The sequence below is a fragment of the Telmatocola sphagniphila genome, assembly GCF_018398935.1.
GTDB classification, from domain to species: Bacteria; Planctomycetota; Planctomycetia; order Gemmatales; family Gemmataceae; genus Telmatocola; species Telmatocola sphagniphila.
In genome coordinates, this window is sequence record NZ_CP074694.1 from 3,362,926 (window position 1) to 3,380,297 (window position 17,372).

Here is a 17,372-nt window from a genome sequence, read left to right on the forward strand (position 1 = left end):
GGCTGGATCCCCAGCCGATTTTTTTATTGACCATCGAAATGATCCTTATTGTCCGTCAGCCATTGCAGCGTGAATCGGGCGAACATCATGCGCTTGTAGTTTTCCGCCTCGTACAGGCAACCAATCGATCCATCAGATAAACCGACCAGAACGGCGTAAGCGAAGAAATCCTTGGTAAGAACCTTTTGCACCGGCCAGGTCTTTCCTTCGTCGTAGCTCAGAAACATCTTGCCGTTTTCTCGTTTTTTGGATTGCGGGCCGCAGAAAAGCAATCGACTCTTTTTTCCGTCGGCCGGATCGGTGTACCTTATGATGGAAGCATTGCAGGTGGGATCTTTCTGTTCGGGGACATCCTTCACTGCAGACCAGTTTTTGCCGCCATCGGAACTGACGCTCGTTTTTCGCAGCCCCGTTCCTCCCACCCGGCGAACATTAAATCGAATCGAGCCATCACTGAGTTCCGCGAACTGAGCTTCGTTTACGAGACTGAGCTTCTTTCCCTGGGCATCGGTTTTGATGCCTTCCGGTGCGATTTCACCGCATTGCCAGGTCTTTCCCAGATCGTCGCTATAAACGGCATAGATACTCCAAAGCATGCCGACGCGGTCGTTAAAGGGAAACAGCAACCGGCCCGCATGTTGGCCGTGTCGGAGTTGAATGCCAATTCCTGGTCCGCTAGCCATTGTTAATACGTTATCAGTACGTTTGGTCTGACGAGTCACATCCACGGGCTTCGACCAGGTCTTCCCCGAATCCTGGCTCTGGATCAGAAAATTGCGGACGACATTATCTCCTTCGAAACCGGCGCCGAGTTTGGCACTATATTCCGCCTGCCCCGCCGGGTAGGACTGATAGATCAGAAACAGGGTGCCCGTTTTCGCTTCCACAACGCAACAGGGATTATTCAGAGATCGATCTCCGCCATCCGCAATCGTTTTCAATGCCGACCAGGTCCGGCCAGAATCCAAGCTCTTCTTCAGAACCAGCTTATTGTTCGCCTGATCCCGCTCGGCCTGACGCCCTTCCGCGAAGGCGAGCAAAGTCCCGTCGGGAGCCAGAATAATCGAGGGAATGCGAATCGATTTGTAGCCTTCGCTTTCGGAGCGGAAGACTTCGAAAAATTCAGGTTCCACGGCCCGGCTACAGTGAGTGACCGCCAATAAGAGAAGGGATCCCAAGCCGAATCGAAACATGATAGATTCCGGGGCGAAGTTGGAGATACAACTTTGGCGTGTCTTATCAGTTTACGAAAAAAGCGTAGCTGCCATCCCGGGATGAAGCAGCTACGCTTGGAATTTTGAAGCGATATCGCGTCGAACTGTTTAGGCGAAGTGGCTGAAGGCCTTGTTGGCGTCAGCCATCTTGATGGTCTGTTCCCGTTTGCTCATGGCCTCACCTTCACGGCGATAAGCAGCCATCAATTCATCGGCGAGGCGAAGGTACATCGCTCGGCCTGTTTTGCCGCGGCAGGCGCCGAGGATCCAGCGGATCGACAGACTCTGCTGGCGATCTTTCTTCACCGGCATGGGAATCTGATAGTTAGCACCCCCCACGCGGCGGGAACGAACTTCGACGGTCGGCTTGACATTCTCAACGGCTTGAAGGAAGACATCCACCGGAGAGATATCCTTCATCTTCGATTGAATCTGGTCCATCGCGTTGTAGAAGATGCGGGTGGCGGTAGCTTTCTTACCGTCGTACATCATGCAATTGATGAATTTGCTAACGAGGTCGGAGCCGAAGCGGACATCGGGCTTCAGCATTTTTTTGGAAGCGGTTCTCTTCTTGGCCATGATCTTTCCTGAAACGAGGGTGGCGGGAGCCTTAGAGACTCACCGTTAGTCCGGAATAAAGGAATTCCGCTTGGAAATCCCGCCCTCCCGGACATTGGCTAAAATAAAGGTCTTACGGCAGTAGGCTTACTTGCCTTCCTTCTTGGCGCCGTACTTGGAACGAGCTTGCTTACGATCCGAAACGCCCTGGCTGTCCAAGACACCACGGACGATGTGATAGCGAACGCCGGGCAAGTCGCGGACGCGACCGCCGCGAACGAGAACGATCGAGTGTTCCTGAAGGTTGTGGCCTTCGCCGGGAATGTAAGCGGTAACTTCAATCTGGTTGCTGAGACGAACGCGGGCCACCTTACGCAGAGCCGAGTTCGGCTTCTTCGGCGTCATGGTCTTAACCTGCAGGCAAACGCCGCGCTTCTGCGGACAACCCTGCATGGCGGGGTGCTTCGGCTTGGACTTCTGCACCACACGAGGTTTGCGAACCAGTTGATTAATCGTCGGCATATATCAGATCCTTCGTGGGACGGTAATTCAGCCGCCCTTATTTAATGGCACTGTAGTCTGTTGGCTTCATGTAATAGCTTTCGACTTTGTCGACCAGCTTACCGTTCTTTTCCGAAGCTTCGCGGGCTTTATTCCAAACGGGATCATCCCGGAAGGCTTTCCAGGACTTATCCGCTGCTTCTTTGCTGGGATAGCCAAGAACGTAGATCAACTTCTCGACTTTGTCTTTGGGATTGGTTTCGGTCCAGAAACCAATCAAAGTCATGCCGTGCTTTTCAAAGAGCTTGCAGGTGTGATCGCGAAAACGGGCGTTCAGATCGTCCATCTTTCCGGGAGCGGCATAATAAATCCGCAGCTCGAAAACGCGGTTCGCTTTATCTTCTTGCTTATCGTTCACAGCCGAAACCGTCGAGACGAGTAATAATAGAGCCAGCAGCGCGAGTGCACGCATACATCACCTTACTTCTTGGCGTACTTGGGATCAGCCTTCGCCAGGACGCGAATGGTAGCACCACTCTTCTTGGCATACAGTTCCTTGGTACCATCCGGGAGAAAGCGAACGGCCACCCGAGTCGGCTTGTCGCTTACTGGATCCACATAGGCGACCTTGGAAACATCGACGGGCATTTCCATCGAAAGGCGACCGCCCTGGGGATTACGTCGATTGGGCTTCACGTGCTTCCAAACCAGGTTAACGCCCTGAACGACGACCTGATTGGTCTTGCGGTTCACGCGAACAACCTTGCCCCGTTTTCCCTTATCGTCGCCACTGATAACCTGTACCAGATCGTTAGTTCGTATGTTCATGGCATCACCTAATCATTATCTATCGGAACTAAACAATATATTGCGCCAAACGGGCTCGCATAGACCTTTAAGTGAAAAATGCGGGAGTTTTTCGAGCCCGCTTTTTCCAGGAATCGCATCTCGTTCTGCTGGAACTCGACGGTGAAAAATCCGCAACAATCATAAACCGATTCTAATTTTTTTCTGCTGATAAAGCATTAAAGGACGCACTCAACGAAACGGATTCTAAACCTCTTCCCTCAAAATGTTTGCAACAAGTTGGACGAAAGCGTCCTAAAATAATTCCATGCGATTCCTCATCGATGGCTACAACTTGTTGTACCACTATGGTCTGGCCGACCGTTCCCGGTCCTGGCAGGCTAATCGGGAGCGATTTGTCGACTGGCTGAGAGAAACGATTCCCAATTTTGTGGAATGGAAAGTCGTTTTCGATGCTCAAAAAATGAGCCGCCTGAAAACTGTACCCATTGAAAGCAGCCCTCATGTGATCATCGCCAAGGGAATCAGCGCGGATCAATGGATCGAAGAATATCTGATTCGTGGGAATTCGGAGAAGTGGACTGTCGTTTCCAACGATCGACAAGTCATTCATTCCGCCAAAAGCACGGGGAACATGGCTTGGAACTGCGATAAATTTTTAGATTGGCTGCAGTCTCCGACCGCCCCGAAACCGAAAATCGAACCTGCAAATTTGAACGACAAGCCAGAGGTGATGAGCGAGTTGGAATTGAATCAACTGGCAAAAATCTTCACCCTGAAAAAGCACTTACCGTAAGCCAAAAAGCCACTTACGGTCTCTCACTTGGTGGATTAGGGTATAGGGATCCGTAACTTACCTGCGGCGATCCCAAATTGTGTAACTGGCCATGATTCCAAAGGCCAAGCCCATCAAAGCAAACATCACGCCGAACCAGCCGTACTGCGAGTAAACGTACTCATACGACTTATTAATCACATTCGCGAAAAGCATGTCCTATTTCCTTTTTTGATGAAACAGGGGTACAAATTGTGGCACAACTAAATATGGAACAAAAAACCGGAAAAATTGTTAAAATCAGGAACTTTTTATGAGAGTTCTACATTCGCACCCGGCCGGAGATCGCGAATCTCTAGTTCTATTTTACTCATCCCGTTCCAGGTATTGATTTTAGGCTCGAAAACCAAACAGCAATCGCCCCCCGCCGACATCAATTCTTCAATTCGATCGGCCATTCCCCAGCCGACAGCTCGCATTTTGGTATTGCCTTGCTGAACGAAGAGATTCAGGTGCGTGCCCGTCTGGCCCATTTTTTTTGGTTCGCCGACAATCTTGATACCCCCCGCCAGAAATCGGGGCTTGCTATTCTGGCTACCGAACGGCTCGAGTTTATCTAAATCCCTGAGAAGTTGCGGAGTCAGTGAGGAGAGGGGCACTTCTGCATCAATGTTCAGTCGAGGAGCAGGCGGTACCCCTTGTGGAAAATGCTCTCCGGCATAATCCGTGAATCTCTTTCGAAAATCCTCAATCTTTTTCGGCTCGATTTTCAGCCCCACAGCCATGGCATGTCCGCCGTGCGCGACCAGATCGACTTCGCAAGCTTTCAAAGCCTTATGAAGTTCAAACCCGGGGATAGATCGCCCGGAACCAGTAGCCAGAGGCTGTCCCTCTTTAATGGCAATCATCAAGGAGGGCCGTCCGATATGCTCCACTATCCGGCTGGCCACAATCCCGATGACACCCGGGTGCCACTCCGCATGGGCTAACACGGCCGCGGGAAAGTGAGCCAGGTCCACCTCGGCCAGCATCTCCTTGGCATGCTGAGTGATCTTCTTTTCCAGCGTTTGCCGCTGATGATTCTGCGATTCCAGAAAGGCTGCGACTTCGTGCGCTTTGATCGGTACGTCCGTTGTCAACATCTCGACTACCAGCCGGGCACACCCTAATCGCCCGGCCGCGTTCATTCGCGGGGCGAGCTTGAAGGCGACTTCCTCAGCTTTGAAATTCGGCTCTTTATCTTTATTGGCGCTATCGATTAATGCTTTCAATCCGAGAAAAGGCTTGTCCTTCATGCGGATCAGGCCATGTTTCACCAGAATTCGGTTTTCGTCGAGTAGCGGAACCACATCGGCAATCAATCCCAATGTTGCCAGCAACACCGCATCCAGAAGAAATTCTCGCAATTCGGCCGAGACCCGTTCTCCGCCGGAAACCTTCTTGGCCAGCGCCCAGGCAAGTTTGAAGGCGACACCTGCCCCGGAGAGGCCGTCGAAAGGGTAGTGAGTATCGGGCAATCGAGGATGAACCAGTACATCCGCGGAGGGAAGTACACTTTTCATCTCGTGATGATCGGTGATGATCAATTTCAGGCCGAGCTTTCGGGCCGTTTCGGCTTCCTGGATGCTGGCAATTCCGCAGTCGACCGTCACCACCAGTTTGCAGCCATCTTCGGCGATTTTTTGCAGCGCCCCTTCATTAAGTCCATAACCTTCTTCCAGCCGATGCGGAACGTGGAACTGAACGGGAGTCTTCAGAATTGTCAGTAGACGGTACAGGATGGAAGTACCTGTCACACCGTCCACATCGTAGTCGCCATAGATGCAGATTTTATGTTTCTTTTCGATGGTCTCATAAAGCAGTTCAACGGCTTCGGGTACTCCGGGAAGAGATTCGGGGGCATGCAGGCCATTTAGAGGAGCGTCCAGAAATCTACGCACTTCCGCTGGCTGGCGGACGCCTCGGTTGAAAAGGATTTGGGCCACCACGGCTGGAACATTCGCTTCCCGAGCGAGAAATTGGACTTTCTCAGCATCGAATTGATGAAGGTGCCATATTTTGCGAACTACGGACAAAATGTTCTCCCAAACATGCTGATTGTCAGCATAGCTTTTTTGTGTGAAATTTCAGTAGGCCTTACAACCGTCTCAACTTATCCACTTTAACCGACGCTTACGGTGTAGAAATGTACGATTCGACAACATCGCTAAAACCAGACTATTTTCACCCCCCATATCACCCGATTAACCGAAATACCACTTATTATCCATTTTAGGTAGACGATAGGAATTCCATGATTAATTAGTACGACGCGCAATCGGGTGCGTTGAGCCAATCCTCGAAAGGAATTCCCAATGCGTATATCGATTCAGAGCCGGATTAGCCTGGCCAGCGTGGCGCTTCTCTGGCTCGTCGGTTGTGCCCACCAGCAGTCTTCCTGCACCAGCTGCCAGACCGCTAACAAGGTAGCCTCCTCAACCAAAGCGAGCCCTTGCACTAGCTGTGCAAACAATACCGCGACCAGCGCGTCGGTCCCCGTTTGGAACGTCGTTCGCGACAACCAGGGTGGCAAGAACAGTTTCGTGGCCGTAAGCACCGAAACGAGTGCCCCAGCCAAAGCTCCAACTGCCTCGCCCGCCACTACTTCCACTGTCAAGAAGGAGCCGGCTCCTTTGACGAGTGCGGTCATTAACGTTCCCCTACTCCCCGTGCCCGATCAATCCAAACAGTCCGTCTCCTTGAAGGTGGCTGTAACTCCCAGCCCCTATAACCAGGCTCCGGCTGCTTCGATTCCAGCCGAAACCGTCAGCTTGAACATGGATCTGAAGATCCCCGAGCAGAAAATCGACGTTAAATCCGAAGCTAAGGCTCCCTCGTTGGAAGAACCCAAGGTCTTAACTCCGGTTAATCCGAATCTTAAGCCGGGCATCAGGGAAATCGTTCGCGAGAATGTTCAGAAGACCTACGCTCACGGCGATGACTATACCTGGGTTATGGGTGAACTGGAATACCTCAATGCCAAGAAAGTCTGGCGCGTTCGCTACGCCCGATATGATCAGGATGATAAATTCGGAGGCTGCTTCACTATTGTGGGTTGCGAAGAGAAACTCCAGCGGTTCGTGAATGGCGATATGGTTAAGATCGAAGGCTTCGTTGTCGATGCCGAAACTCAGAGTATCGCACCCGAATACAAAGTGACCGAAATTGTGCCTCTGGTCACTCGGGAAGTGGTCGATGTGAAAGTCGAAGAGAAGAAATAACCCGACTTCACAAAAAATCGTCAGCGACTCGAGGCCCTCTGCAAAAGAGGGCATCGTCATTTTCGTTTCTATCCCTCTACCGCGACTATGGCTTTAATCACACCTGTCTCTGGTTTGAGCCAGCTCGGGAAGACGCCTATCATTTCGCTCAACCCGGCATGATGAGTGATCCAGGGCTTCGTATTGATCTTCCCTTCCTCAATGAGCCGTATGATATTGCCGAAGTCCTGCGGTAAGGCATTCCGGCTGGCAAGCAAAGTCATTTCCCGGCGATGCATCAGCGGATGAAGGAAAGAGATCTCCTGGGTCGTGATGCCCACGAAAACCAACTTCCCGGCGAAGGCCACATAGTTCAGCGCATTCGACATGCTCTTGTTGTTACCCGTCGCATCGATAACCACTTCCGCCAGATGCCCGTTGGTAAGAGATTGCAGAGCTTTAACATCTTCCTCCGTTCCCTTGGAAAGAATAGTATCCTTCACGCCCATGGTCGATTTGCAGAATTCGAGTCGCTTTTCATTCATGTCGAGCATGATCGGTCGGCTTCCCGCCAACTTAACGAATTCCAAAGTCGCCAGCCCAATCGGACCGGCTCCGATGATCAGAACATTTAAGCCAGGTTTGCAATCACCCCGATAGGCCGCATGACAGCCTATTGCCAGCGTTTCCACCAGGGCCAATTGCTCCCAGGAGAGGGATTTAGCGACATGTAATTTTCGAGCCGGAACGATAAAACGGGGCCGCATCCCTCCATCGGTGTGCACGCCCAGGACCTGCAGGTTTTCGCAGCAGTTCGGATGGCCATTGCGGCTGGCATAACTGTTGGGGTCGTTGATGTAGGGCTCGATGGAACAGCGATCGCCCACCATCACATTCTTCACTTCACTGCCGACATCCAGCACTTCCACGCCCAATTCATGCCCCGGTATTCGCGGATAGCTATAGAAAGGCATTTTCCCCTGATAGCCGGAATAGTCCGTGCCACAAATACCGATCCGGTGGACTTGTACCAGAGCTTCTCCCGCGGCAGGTTTGCCAGGCTCAGGGATCTCTATAGTCCGGAATTCAAAGGGTTTTTCGAGTTGAATTGCTTTCATGAATTTGCCAGCTCCAATTTTAGGTATCCTCAATTCTGCGAAATGTAACGACTTTCGAAAAGGCTATTGACAGACTCCTACAATCTGTCGTAGTATGCTTACTACACGACGTAGGAACACTGGAGTCAGCGATGGCGGATAACCGACCCGATCTCAGCGACACGGAAAGAGATGTCTTAAAAGCGCTTTGGGAACATGGCCCCTGCCCCGTGCGAAAACTTCTGGAAGTTTTCCAGGATCAGGGCCGACTATGGGCCTACACCACCTTGCAAACGCTTTTAACTCGTTTAACAGGCAAGGGTTATGCGCGCAGCGAGAAGAGCGGCACAGCCTTAAATTACGAAGCCACCCTGTCCAAGGAGGAATTTCTTCAGGATCGACTCACGGCCTTGGCAGACGACGTCTGCGACGGCACCAGTTCTCCTCTGATGCTCGCTTTGGTAGAAGGCGGAAAGCTCTCAGCCCAGGAAATAGAGCAGCTTCGAGCGATGTTAGATCATCTGGAAGAAGAAGGCAAAAAACCGCAAAAGGGGGATCGTTAACATGGTTACCTGGCTTTTAGCGAATACCCTCGTGGTTTTGCCCTTTGTGCTGCTGCTCTTGCTCGCTCAGAAATTCATATCCGCACGCCCCGGCGTCTGGAACATTCTCTGGGTTCTGGTTCTGGTTCGACTGGTGCTTCCCCCGGTCGTCGAATGGCCCTGGCAACTGAAATTCTTCCAAGAGCCGGAGAAAATGGCTATTGCAGAAGTCGATGAAGAAACCCGGATGAAGCAGCTTTTGACTCTGGCCACTCTTCAGATGTCGGAAGTTCCACTGGAAGAAGAGGCCGCCCCAGAAGTATTGCCGGAGGAACCTTGGAACTGGCTCTTCTGGCTCCCAGTCCTTTGGGCGGTCGGAGCGAGCGTCGTCTTCGCTCGAGCCCTCCTCGGCATTATCAAGTTCCGGCGACTGGCTCGTCGGGGAATCCCGGCTAACGAGCACCTGCACAAGGATGTTCACAATGTCGCTCAGCGGATGCGTTGTCAGATGCCCGGAGTTCGGGTCCTGTCCGGACTGCTCTCTCCCTTAGTCTGGGTTTTCGGAAGACCAACCCTCTACTGGCCATTCGGGTTGGAAGCTCGCTTGAGTGAACTGGGTCGTCAGGCAGTTCTGACCCACGAATTGGCCCATTTGAAGAGAAATGACCACTGGATTCGACGGCTGGAAATCGTGGCCGGTCTGCTGCACTGGTGGAATCCCATATTCTGGCTGATCCGCGCACAAGTTCGAAGAACTTCAGAACTGGCGTGCGATTGGTGGGTAGTGAAAATGCAACCCGCGGCGAAGCGTTCGTACGCGGAGGCGTTGATTGAAGTGAGTCGGGGGCTGTCGCCCGCCTCTCCGGTACCTGCGTTGGGTATCCGCGGCGGTGGCAAGCGTGAACTCGAAAGGAGACTGGAAATGATTATGCGAAATACAGGTCGGAATCGCCGCAGTCGGCGAGCCATACTGGCCTTTGGAGCTGTGGGACTACTGGCATTACCCGGTTGGTCGTTCGGCCAGTCCGGCAAGGCCGAGACAAAAGCCGATGGCAAAGGCGAAGTGCTCACTATTCAACTCGATGGGACTCAGATTCTAGATGCCGTCGGGAATGAAGAAGTCGTCAAATTGATCGATTCTCTTTTTCAAAAGCCAGAGCAAGCTAAAAAAGCCAACGTCGATCTCAACAACGTGGATCTCGAGTTCCTAAGCAATCTCAGCGATTTAAGCAAACTCGGGCAGGCCACCTTGGAAGTCCAAACTCTGGATACGCTGAAGCGAGCTGGTGTCTCTGCCAACAAAAAAGTCGAAGGCAAAATTGGTGAAGATTTCATTCTGAATCTGATTCCAGCCGGTACGCTGCTAGGTGAAGGCAAAATTGGTGAAGATTGGATTCTGAATTTCGTTCAACAAGACGGTAAGGCCACTCCAGCAAAACAGGAACCTGGACGGGACATCCAGGCACAGACGTTTCGAATCGACGATAACACGAAAAATCAGGCCGAGTTGGAAAAGAAGCGAGCCGAACTCGCCAAGCAACTGGCCGAATTGGTGAAGGAACAGGAAAAAGCTTTATCGCAAATCAAGCGGGACGAAGCTGCCCGACTGAAAGCCGCGCAGGCTGCCGGGCAGGCTCAATTGCAGTTCAAAGTCGCCGATTTGGTCGAAAAAGCGGTGAGTCAAAAGTCGGACGATGCGAAAAAGAAAATTGAACGAGCTGTTCAAGGAGTTCAAATAAAGATCGCCGACGATAAGTCCCGGGCTGCTACGATTAGCGGAAGCATTCAAGTGGATTCGGTCGGGTCGGATCAAATCATCGAAGCAATCCAGAAATTGATTGCCGAGAAAGAAAAGCAACTGGGTAAAGAGCATCCCGATACACAGGCGTTGAAAAAATACATTAAAGCCTTGAGCGCGGCCAAGGGAACCAAAACAAAGGAACCCGCTGTGGAAGCCAAAGCCTTTGCTTTAACAGTAGATGGAAAAGTCAAACTGGACCCTAAAACAGTCGAATTAGCCGTAATCCAAGTCCAAGACGAAAAGAATCCCGTTGAGACTAAATCCGTAATCGTCTATTCAAGCGAGGATGGAAAAGTTGCGATCGCCGAGATGGGAAATGGCACCAGAATGCGTGGGCAGAAGATCGTCTTGCAGGGCGTCGATGGCAAATTCATGGTTACCCCACAGATGAATGCCGATGGCAAACCGACGATTGCCGTAATTAAAGATACGGTTAAGGGAAGCGATCAAGGGAAGCTGCAAAATGTCCAGCTGACCTTGGATCAGCCAAAGTCCGATATGGTACGAAACGTCAAAGTTACGGCAGACGCTTCCAATGTCGAAAAATTGGAACGAGCCACTTACCTGGTACCTGGCAAAGCGGCTCAAGTCGCCAAATTCATTCAGGACAACGTCAAAGCCAAAACGCTGGAGTTAAAGGTAGATGGTGATAAGATCGTCCTGACTACCGAGCCTTCCGTGCAGAAAATCATCGGGCAGTTCATCTCTCTGCTATTGCCTCAGGTCAAGCAGGTTCAGGCCCGTGTCCTGATCGATCCGACCAAGGCTGAACAACTTCACTTCGATACTCTGGGAATTCATTCGGAACCTCAGAGCAAAGAACTGAAGGGCCTGATAAAGGGTGATAACGTTCAGATAATCGTGGATGTAAATGGCTTGAAATTCAATACCGCTCAACTTAAGGACGCCATCAAATGGGCACCAGAAGCCAAATCGATTTTGGGCTTCTGGCTAGACGATGCTAATTCGGCCCCGGTCCCACCCACCAAGCCAATTAAGATTGAAGACCAGCCGAAACTTCTATGGAAAGTAGTTCCGGACAATCAGAACAGTGAGGGCAAAGCCGAACCGGCTAAGGGTACCAAGCCCGCCCCGGCCACGAAGAATTATAAACCCAGAAGCGGTTTAACCCTAAGCGTGGATGGCAAAGCAGATCAGGAATCGGGCAACAAAACGATTAACATCCAGATTCAGGAATTCGATGCGGAGAAGAATCCGGAAGTTCTGAAGAAACTTCTCAAAGACGGCTGGTCAATTCGTTACAACAAAGAAACGAAGATGACCACCGCCGAGAAGCGCGAAGAAAACAAAAGCAAATAATCGTATGGACTAGACTTTCAACGGTTGTGGCCCGAGGGTTACAACCGTTATTCCCTTTGGTGGGAACCTCTTCACATGATCCAGAATCGCTGAAACATTCAATTCGTCGATAGCCTGCTGAATTTCCGCGAGAGTCCGAATGCGGCCCAGATAGTACCAATCGGAAGTCAGACTGCTTACCCTGGCTCCCGTCGACTCCTGCCGCATGATCAGGGAAGCCTTCAAACCCACTTTGACCCGTTGCAGCTCTTCCTCTTCTATTCCTTCCGGCAACCGCTTCAACTCGTGCAGCGTGCGATCGAAGGTCTCCTGAGCCTTTTCCGGCCGGGAACCTGCATAAGCAAGAATCGAGCCGCGATCTTGGAAAGCCTCATAACTGGCGTAAACGCTGTAGCAAAGTCCGTACTTTTCGCGAACTTCCATGAATAGTCGGGAGGACATATCCAGCGACAGCACACCGACCGCGGCTCGGGCCAGATAATTATCCGGATGAACCAAGGGCACGCTCGGATAGATCAGCGCGATTTGCGTCTGGTCCAGGTCCTTTTGCAAATGCACGTATTTTGCTTCCAATCCCGTCAGAGGAGAGATTGGATAAGCTGTCGGCGTTTGTTCCTTCCAGCCGCCAAACAGTGTTTCAACATCTTTTCGGAGCATGTCCCAGTTAATGTCACCCGCCACGGCCAGGATCACATTGGAAGGATGGAAGTGCTTCGCGTAATGTTGCCGGACATCTTCGATCTTAGCGACTTCGATACCGGCCTCGGTTCCGCGTTGATCGCGCCCCAGAGGATCGGGATAGTAGTTCTTGCGAAGCTCCACCATCACCTTGCTTTGCGGTTCATCCTCCAGATTCTGAATATCCTGAATCGCCAGCGCCTGCACGGCCTCCAACTCTTCTTCCGGAAAGTGAGGCCTCTGCAGGAGATCCGCATAGAGTTTTAAGGCGGGCGTCAGATTCGTGGCCAGGGTAACGCCGCCAAAGTGCAGGTTGATTCCGCCAGTGCTCTCGGAACGGTCGACACCGAGATTGTCTAGGGCGTCGGAAAACTGTCGACTATCGAGTTCCCCCGCCCCCCGCGTAATCAGATCCGTCAACAGTCCACTTAGCCCGAGTTTATCGACCGGGTCGTACGCCCCGCCCGCGCGGACCATGAAGCTGAAGGCCGCCGAACGTACGTGGGGCAATCGTTCGGCCAGGAGTGTCATCCCATTCGGAAGGATGTGCGTGTAAATGAGTTGTTGCATTGGGAAAGAATACGAAATTTGTGAGCAGAACGGGAGAGTGGTTCGACAGGGCGAAACTATCGAACCACGATAAATATAACTTTTTGGACAAACTACGGAGCGATGCCGGGGGTCGATTTTTTGGCTTTGCGATCGCCTCGCAAATCCTGTCGAGTCAACTCCAACTCCGTCAGGGTGTATTCGTAAACGTCGCGGAAAAAGATTTCTTCTGAAAACAGGTCCAGCTCGCGAATTCTCCCGATGCGTACAGCGCTGTTATCGAGCAGATCGTGAATGGCGGGCATGGTAAATCCGTTCAGCACTCGCTTCAGTTGTTGCAAGCAGGCCGGGCGATCGAATTCCATGAATAAACGGAAGCAATCGCGGAAAAAGCCGTAGTGAGCCTTTTCATCGATGCTCAAATAATTCAGGATCGCTTCGAGTGCGGGGTCTTTCCCCATCTCTTGCGTGCGATTGCGGAGATTCCGGTAATTCAGGAAGGTAGCATGTTCCTGCACCATGGCATAGCAGAGCATGCCCAGATTATTATCGTGTGGCAGATTCCATTCCCGCTCGAACACTTTCTTTTCGAGATCCGCCATGTACTCTTCGGTGCGCGCCCCGGATTGGAGCAGCCAATCGTTCAGCACCAGTGAGTGTTTCGATTCCTCATATCCCCAGTTCGCGTAAAACCAGACGCGTCCTTTACTGTTGCGAACAATAGGGAGAATCTTTGAGGTGAAGTCGGGAAGATAAAGCTCGACTGCACAGAAAGTCTCCACCACATCCGCTATCACGGGACTGAGAGATTTGTTAACTTGATTCCAGGGGATATCGTGCCGAATGTTCCAGCGCCGTTTCTTCTCCGCTTTATCGAAGAAATCACGGTAGAGCACCCATAACTTCTTCTCGAGTTCGAGACAGGACAAAGGCTGTTCGGGCTCTGCTTGAGATTGGACGAGATGTTCATTCCCGTTCTGAGTCGTCATCGTTCCTGATTCCGATTTTTTAAATTGTGGTGTGGGGCATATACTGTCCGTGATGCCACAAGCAGCACAACATTGGTACGCAATATATTCTATGGAGTTCAGATCTAATGAGAACCTCTAGCTTCCTAATAACCGCACTTTTTTCCGGGATTTTCGCCACTTTTTCGGCAGCCGGTGAGTACAACAAAGTTCTCAAAATTGGGGATAAAGCCCCCTCGTTTACTCCTCTGCCCGGCACCGATGGAAAAAGCCATTCGCTGGAAGAATGGAAGGATAAAAAAGCACTTGTAATATTCTTCACGTGCAACAGTTGCCCCACGGCCGAGGATTACGAAGACCGAGTTATTCGCTTTACCAAAAAATATTCTTCTCGATCCGTGGGAGTAGTGGCCTTCTGTGTGAACAAGATCGCGGATGACAGCATGGAAAAAATGAAGGAGAAGGCCGAGAAGAAAAAATTCCCCTTCGTCTATCTTCGGGATGACTCCCAGAAGATCGCCAAAGATTTTGGAGCGAGCTACACTCCTGAGTTCTTTCTGCTCGATCAGGACCGCAAAGTAGTTTACATGGGGGCATTCGACGACAAGAATACCGAAGCCGAAGCGAAAGTCAATTATCTGGAGTTGGCAACCGAGGCGTTACTGAAAGGCGACAAGATTGAGAAGGCCGAAACACTGGCTCGCGGATGCATGATTCGCTACATCCGCAAGCGGGACTGACGAAATATCAACCTTTGAGCAAGCCGTAATTAACCAGTGTCTGCCGAACTTTCTCTACGCCCGCGGCATCCATGGCACACATCGGCAATCGCAATTCTCCAGTATCGCGGCCCAGTAGTTTCATGGCCGTCTTTAGCGGAATCGGATTGGTGGCCGCACTGAGCATATCGCGGCAGAGCGGGAACAATTTCTTATGCCAGGTAATTGCCGTGGCAACATCGCCGGCTTTAAATGCGTTTACCATCGCCTTCAGGTCGCGCGGCACGATATTGCCGACGACCGACACCACACCGCGACCGCCAATACTCATCAATGGCAGCGTCAGGGAATCGTCTCCCGAAAGAATTGTGATGTCGCAACCACTGGCGATGCTCGACGCCTGATCGAGCGAACCGGTCGCTTCCTTGATTGCCACAATTGTGGGAATATCTTTAGCGAGACGGATAATGGTTTCTGGCAGAATATTGGAACCGGTTCGGCCCGGAATGTTGTAGAGGACCAGCGGCAGATCGCAGGCCGCGGCGATGGAGGCGAAGTGCTGGTAATAGCCTTCCTGAGTTGGCTTGTTGTAATAGGGACCCACTTGCAACGACCCGTTAGCGCCCGCCTTCTTGGCCGCTTTGGTGAGTCGAATCGCTTCGCGAGTACTGTTTGAGCCCGTACCGGCCATGACTTTGATGCGACCGGCGGCTTTCTCAATGACCGTCGCAATCACGCGTTCGTGTTCTTCGTGGTCCAGCGTCGGCGATTCGCCCGTCGTGCCGACCGGAACCAGGCAATCGGTTCCTTGCTCGATGTGCCAATCCACCAGTTTAGCCAGTGCCGCATAATCGACTTCGCCGTTCTTGAACGGCGTGATGATAGCAACGGATACCCCGGCGAACATTTCCCCGCGTGTCATGATGCACCTATGTAATTCAAAAGCAATTCGTTGATTGGAAAGTTATACGAGTTTGGGAGACGGAAATGGAAGAAAAATCGTGCCATCGGATAGGTTTGCCGTTCCATTTGCCGGGGAGAGGGAAATAACCTCTCCGCAGCAAATCCGTTTTTTACATATCTCAAATCGCGATCGTCACCGTTTTGACTTCCGTATACAGATCCAGGGCGTACTCCCCAAGTTCGCGCCCCAAGCCAGACATTTTGTACCCGCCGAACGGCGCGGCCGCATCGAAGACATCGTAACAGTTCACCCAGACTGTCCCGGCCCGCAACCCGTTAGCGAGTGCAAAGGCTTTCTGAATATCCTTGGTCCAGACGGCGGCGGCCAGCCCGTAAATCGTTCGATTGCCTCGCTTTATCACTTCGTCGACATCTTTGAATTTCAGAACGCTCATTACCGGGCCAAAAATCTCCTCCTTGGCAATCTTCATTTCATCATGGACGCCGCTAAAGACAGTCGGCTCGACGAAGTAGCCTTTATCGCCCTGGCGTCCGCCGCCAACTTGCAGTTTTGCTCCACCTTGTTTACCGGCTTCGACGTATCCCAGAATCCGATTCATCTGCTCCTCGGAAACTTGCGGCCCTTGCGTCGTATCGGTTTCGAAAGGATCGCCTACTTTCTGTTTCCGGGCTTTGGCGACCAGTTTTTCAACGAATTCATCGTGAATTTTTTCTTCCACGAACAAACGGCTACCCGCACAGCAGCATTGCCCCTGATTGAAAAACAGTGCGAAGTAGGCGCCGTCCACTGCGGCATCCAGATCGGCATCGGCGAAAATCACGTTGGGCGACTTGCCCCCCAATTCGAGACTGCAGCGCTTCAGGTTGCTGTTGGCCGCCGCGGTAAGCACTATCTGCCCAGTTCGGGTCTCGCCGGTGAAGGCGATCTTGTCGACGTCCATGTGCTCGGAGAGGGCTGCACCGGCCGTCGGACCATAACCCGGTACGACGTTAATCACGCCGGGAGGAAAGCCCACATCGGCACAAAGTTGAGTCACTCTCAAAGCGCTGAGCGGCGTCTGTTCCGCCGGTTTCAGCACGAGTGTATTTCCGCAAGCCAAAGCAGGCCCCCACTTCCAGGCCTGCATCAGGAGCGGGAAGTTCCAGGGGATAATCTGGCCGACCACGCCGATAGCTTCCCGACGGGTGAAACAGGAAAACGGACCTTCGATGGGAATCGTCTTTCCGTGAATCTTGTCTGCCCAGCCAGCGTAATAGCGGTAGCACTTGATTACCAATCCCACATCGCCGAGGGCATCCTTGAATGGCTTGCCATTATCGAGCGATTCCAGACCGGCCAGTTCTTCGGCGTGCTTTTCGATGGCACCGGCCAGTTTGTAGATCAATCTGCCCCTTTCGGCCGAACTCATTCGCGGCCAGGGACCTCCCTCAAAAGCCCGGCGAGCCGCTTTGACGGCCATTTCGATATCGGCCTTGTCCCCTTCGGAGACCTGGCACAGAACTTCACCGGTGCTGGGGTTCACCGTGGGGAACGTTTTCCCCGAAACGGAGTTGACCCACATCCCATCGATAAAAAGTTGTTTATTCGTGATTTGGGGAGGTTGGATGCGTTTCGCACTGCTCATCGTAGTCATAAATAGCCTTTGAAACTGAGAGAGGAAGTTCCCAATTTCGCCATTG

General features: G+C 52.0%; 17 protein-coding genes. 5 read left to right on the top strand and 12 right to left on the bottom strand.

Annotated features, from left to right (window positions below; all coding sequences use genetic code 11):
* Positions 1-23: 23 nt before the first annotated feature.
* From KIH39_RS13315 to rplX, 5 genes are all read right to left on the bottom strand, one after another.
* The gene (locus tag KIH39_RS13315; RefSeq protein WP_213493732.1) at positions 24-1,193 is read right to left on the bottom strand and encodes a sialidase family protein; all 1,170 of its coding nucleotides are present in this window, start codon (positions 1,191-1,193) and stop codon (positions 24-26) included.
* A 129-nt stretch (positions 1,194-1,322) separates the two neighbouring features.
* Positions 1,323-1,793, bottom strand: coding sequence for a 30S ribosomal protein S7 (gene rpsG, locus KIH39_RS13320; RefSeq protein WP_213493733.1), 471 nt, complete (start codon positions 1,791-1,793; stop codon positions 1,323-1,325).
* Positions 1,794-1,919: 126 nt separating this feature from the next.
* Positions 1,920-2,294, bottom strand: coding sequence for a 30S ribosomal protein S12 (gene rpsL, locus KIH39_RS13325; RefSeq protein ID WP_213493734.1), 375 nt, complete (start codon positions 2,292-2,294; stop codon positions 1,920-1,922).
* Between the two features lie 37 nt (positions 2,295-2,331).
* Entirely contained in the window at positions 2,332-2,745 is a 414-nt protein-coding gene (locus KIH39_RS13330; protein ID WP_213493735.1) for an NIPSNAP family protein, read from the bottom strand.
* Between the two features lie 8 nt (positions 2,746-2,753).
* Positions 2,754-3,101 (bottom strand): 50S ribosomal protein L24, encoded by a 348-nt coding sequence (rplX, locus tag KIH39_RS13335; RefSeq protein ID WP_213493736.1) that lies wholly within the window; start codon positions 3,099-3,101, stop codon positions 2,754-2,756.
* A 286-nt stretch (positions 3,102-3,387) separates the two neighbouring features.
* On the opposite strand from rplX, the gene KIH39_RS13340 reads away from it, so the two are divergent.
* On the top strand, positions 3,388-3,876 hold the full coding sequence (locus KIH39_RS13340) for an NYN domain-containing protein (protein WP_213493737.1): 489 nt from the start codon (positions 3,388-3,390) through the stop codon (positions 3,874-3,876).
* A 57-nt stretch (positions 3,877-3,933) separates the two neighbouring features.
* On the opposite strand, the gene KIH39_RS13345 is transcribed toward KIH39_RS13340, so the two are convergent.
* On the bottom strand, positions 3,934-4,071 hold the full coding sequence (locus KIH39_RS13345; protein ID WP_213493738.1) for a hypothetical protein: 138 nt from the start codon (positions 4,069-4,071) through the stop codon (positions 3,934-3,936).
* A gap of 95 nt (positions 4,072-4,166) precedes the next feature.
* Positions 4,167-5,930, bottom strand: coding sequence for a single-stranded-DNA-specific exonuclease RecJ (gene recJ, locus KIH39_RS13350; RefSeq protein WP_246539292.1), 1,764 nt, complete (start codon positions 5,928-5,930; stop codon positions 4,167-4,169).
* A gap of 279 nt (positions 5,931-6,209) precedes the next feature.
* On the opposite strand from recJ, the gene KIH39_RS13355 reads away from it, so the two are divergent.
* Positions 6,210-7,115 (top strand): hypothetical protein, encoded by a 906-nt coding sequence (locus KIH39_RS13355; RefSeq protein ID WP_213493739.1) that lies wholly within the window; start codon positions 6,210-6,212, stop codon positions 7,113-7,115.
* 68 nt (positions 7,116-7,183) lie between these two features.
* Here the strand turns inward: KIH39_RS13355 and KIH39_RS13360 are convergent, their stop codons facing one another.
* Positions 7,184-8,212 carry a zinc-binding alcohol dehydrogenase family protein gene (locus KIH39_RS13360; RefSeq protein ID WP_213493740.1) on the bottom strand — a complete coding sequence of 343 codons (1,029 nt, stop codon included), beginning with the start codon at positions 8,210-8,212 and terminating at the stop codon, positions 7,184-7,186.
* A 131-nt stretch (positions 8,213-8,343) separates the two neighbouring features.
* Here KIH39_RS13360 and KIH39_RS13365 point away from each other — a divergent pair, with 131 nt between their 5' ends.
* Together KIH39_RS13365 and KIH39_RS13370 are read left to right on the top strand one after the other, a co-directional pair.
* Entirely contained in the window at positions 8,344-8,754 is a 411-nt protein-coding gene (locus KIH39_RS13365) for a BlaI/MecI/CopY family transcriptional regulator (protein ID WP_213493741.1), read from the top strand.
* A gap of 1 nt (position 8,755) precedes the next feature.
* A complete protein-coding gene (locus KIH39_RS13370) occupies positions 8,756-11,854 on the top strand; it encodes a M56 family metallopeptidase (protein ID WP_213493742.1) in 3,099 nt (1,032 codons plus the stop codon).
* A 9-nt stretch (positions 11,855-11,863) separates the two neighbouring features.
* Here KIH39_RS13370 and KIH39_RS13375 read toward each other — a convergent pair whose 3' ends face one another.
* Positions 11,864-13,102 carry a M16 family metallopeptidase gene (locus KIH39_RS13375; RefSeq protein ID WP_213493743.1) on the bottom strand — a complete coding sequence of 413 codons (1,239 nt, stop codon included), beginning with the start codon at positions 13,100-13,102 and terminating at the stop codon, positions 11,864-11,866.
* Between the two features lie 92 nt (positions 13,103-13,194).
* A complete protein-coding gene (locus KIH39_RS13380; RefSeq protein ID WP_213493744.1) occupies positions 13,195-14,070 on the bottom strand; it encodes an acyl-ACP desaturase in 876 nt (291 codons plus the stop codon).
* 107 nt (positions 14,071-14,177) lie between these two features.
* On the opposite strand from KIH39_RS13380, the gene KIH39_RS13385 reads away from it, so the two are divergent.
* Entirely contained in the window at positions 14,178-14,789 is a 612-nt protein-coding gene (locus tag KIH39_RS13385) for a thioredoxin family protein (protein ID WP_213493745.1), read from the top strand.
* A 7-nt stretch (positions 14,790-14,796) separates the two neighbouring features.
* Here the strand turns inward: KIH39_RS13385 and dapA are convergent, their stop codons facing one another.
* Together dapA and KIH39_RS13395 are read right to left on the bottom strand one after the other, a co-directional pair.
* Complete coding sequence (dapA, locus tag KIH39_RS13390; RefSeq protein WP_213493746.1) at positions 14,797-15,690, bottom strand: 4-hydroxy-tetrahydrodipicolinate synthase; 894 nt, start codon at positions 15,688-15,690, stop codon at positions 14,797-14,799.
* Positions 15,691-15,850: 160 nt separating this feature from the next.
* A complete protein-coding gene (locus KIH39_RS13395; RefSeq protein ID WP_213493747.1) occupies positions 15,851-17,326 on the bottom strand; it encodes an aldehyde dehydrogenase family protein in 1,476 nt (491 codons plus the stop codon).
* Positions 17,327-17,372 lie beyond the last annotated feature (46 nt).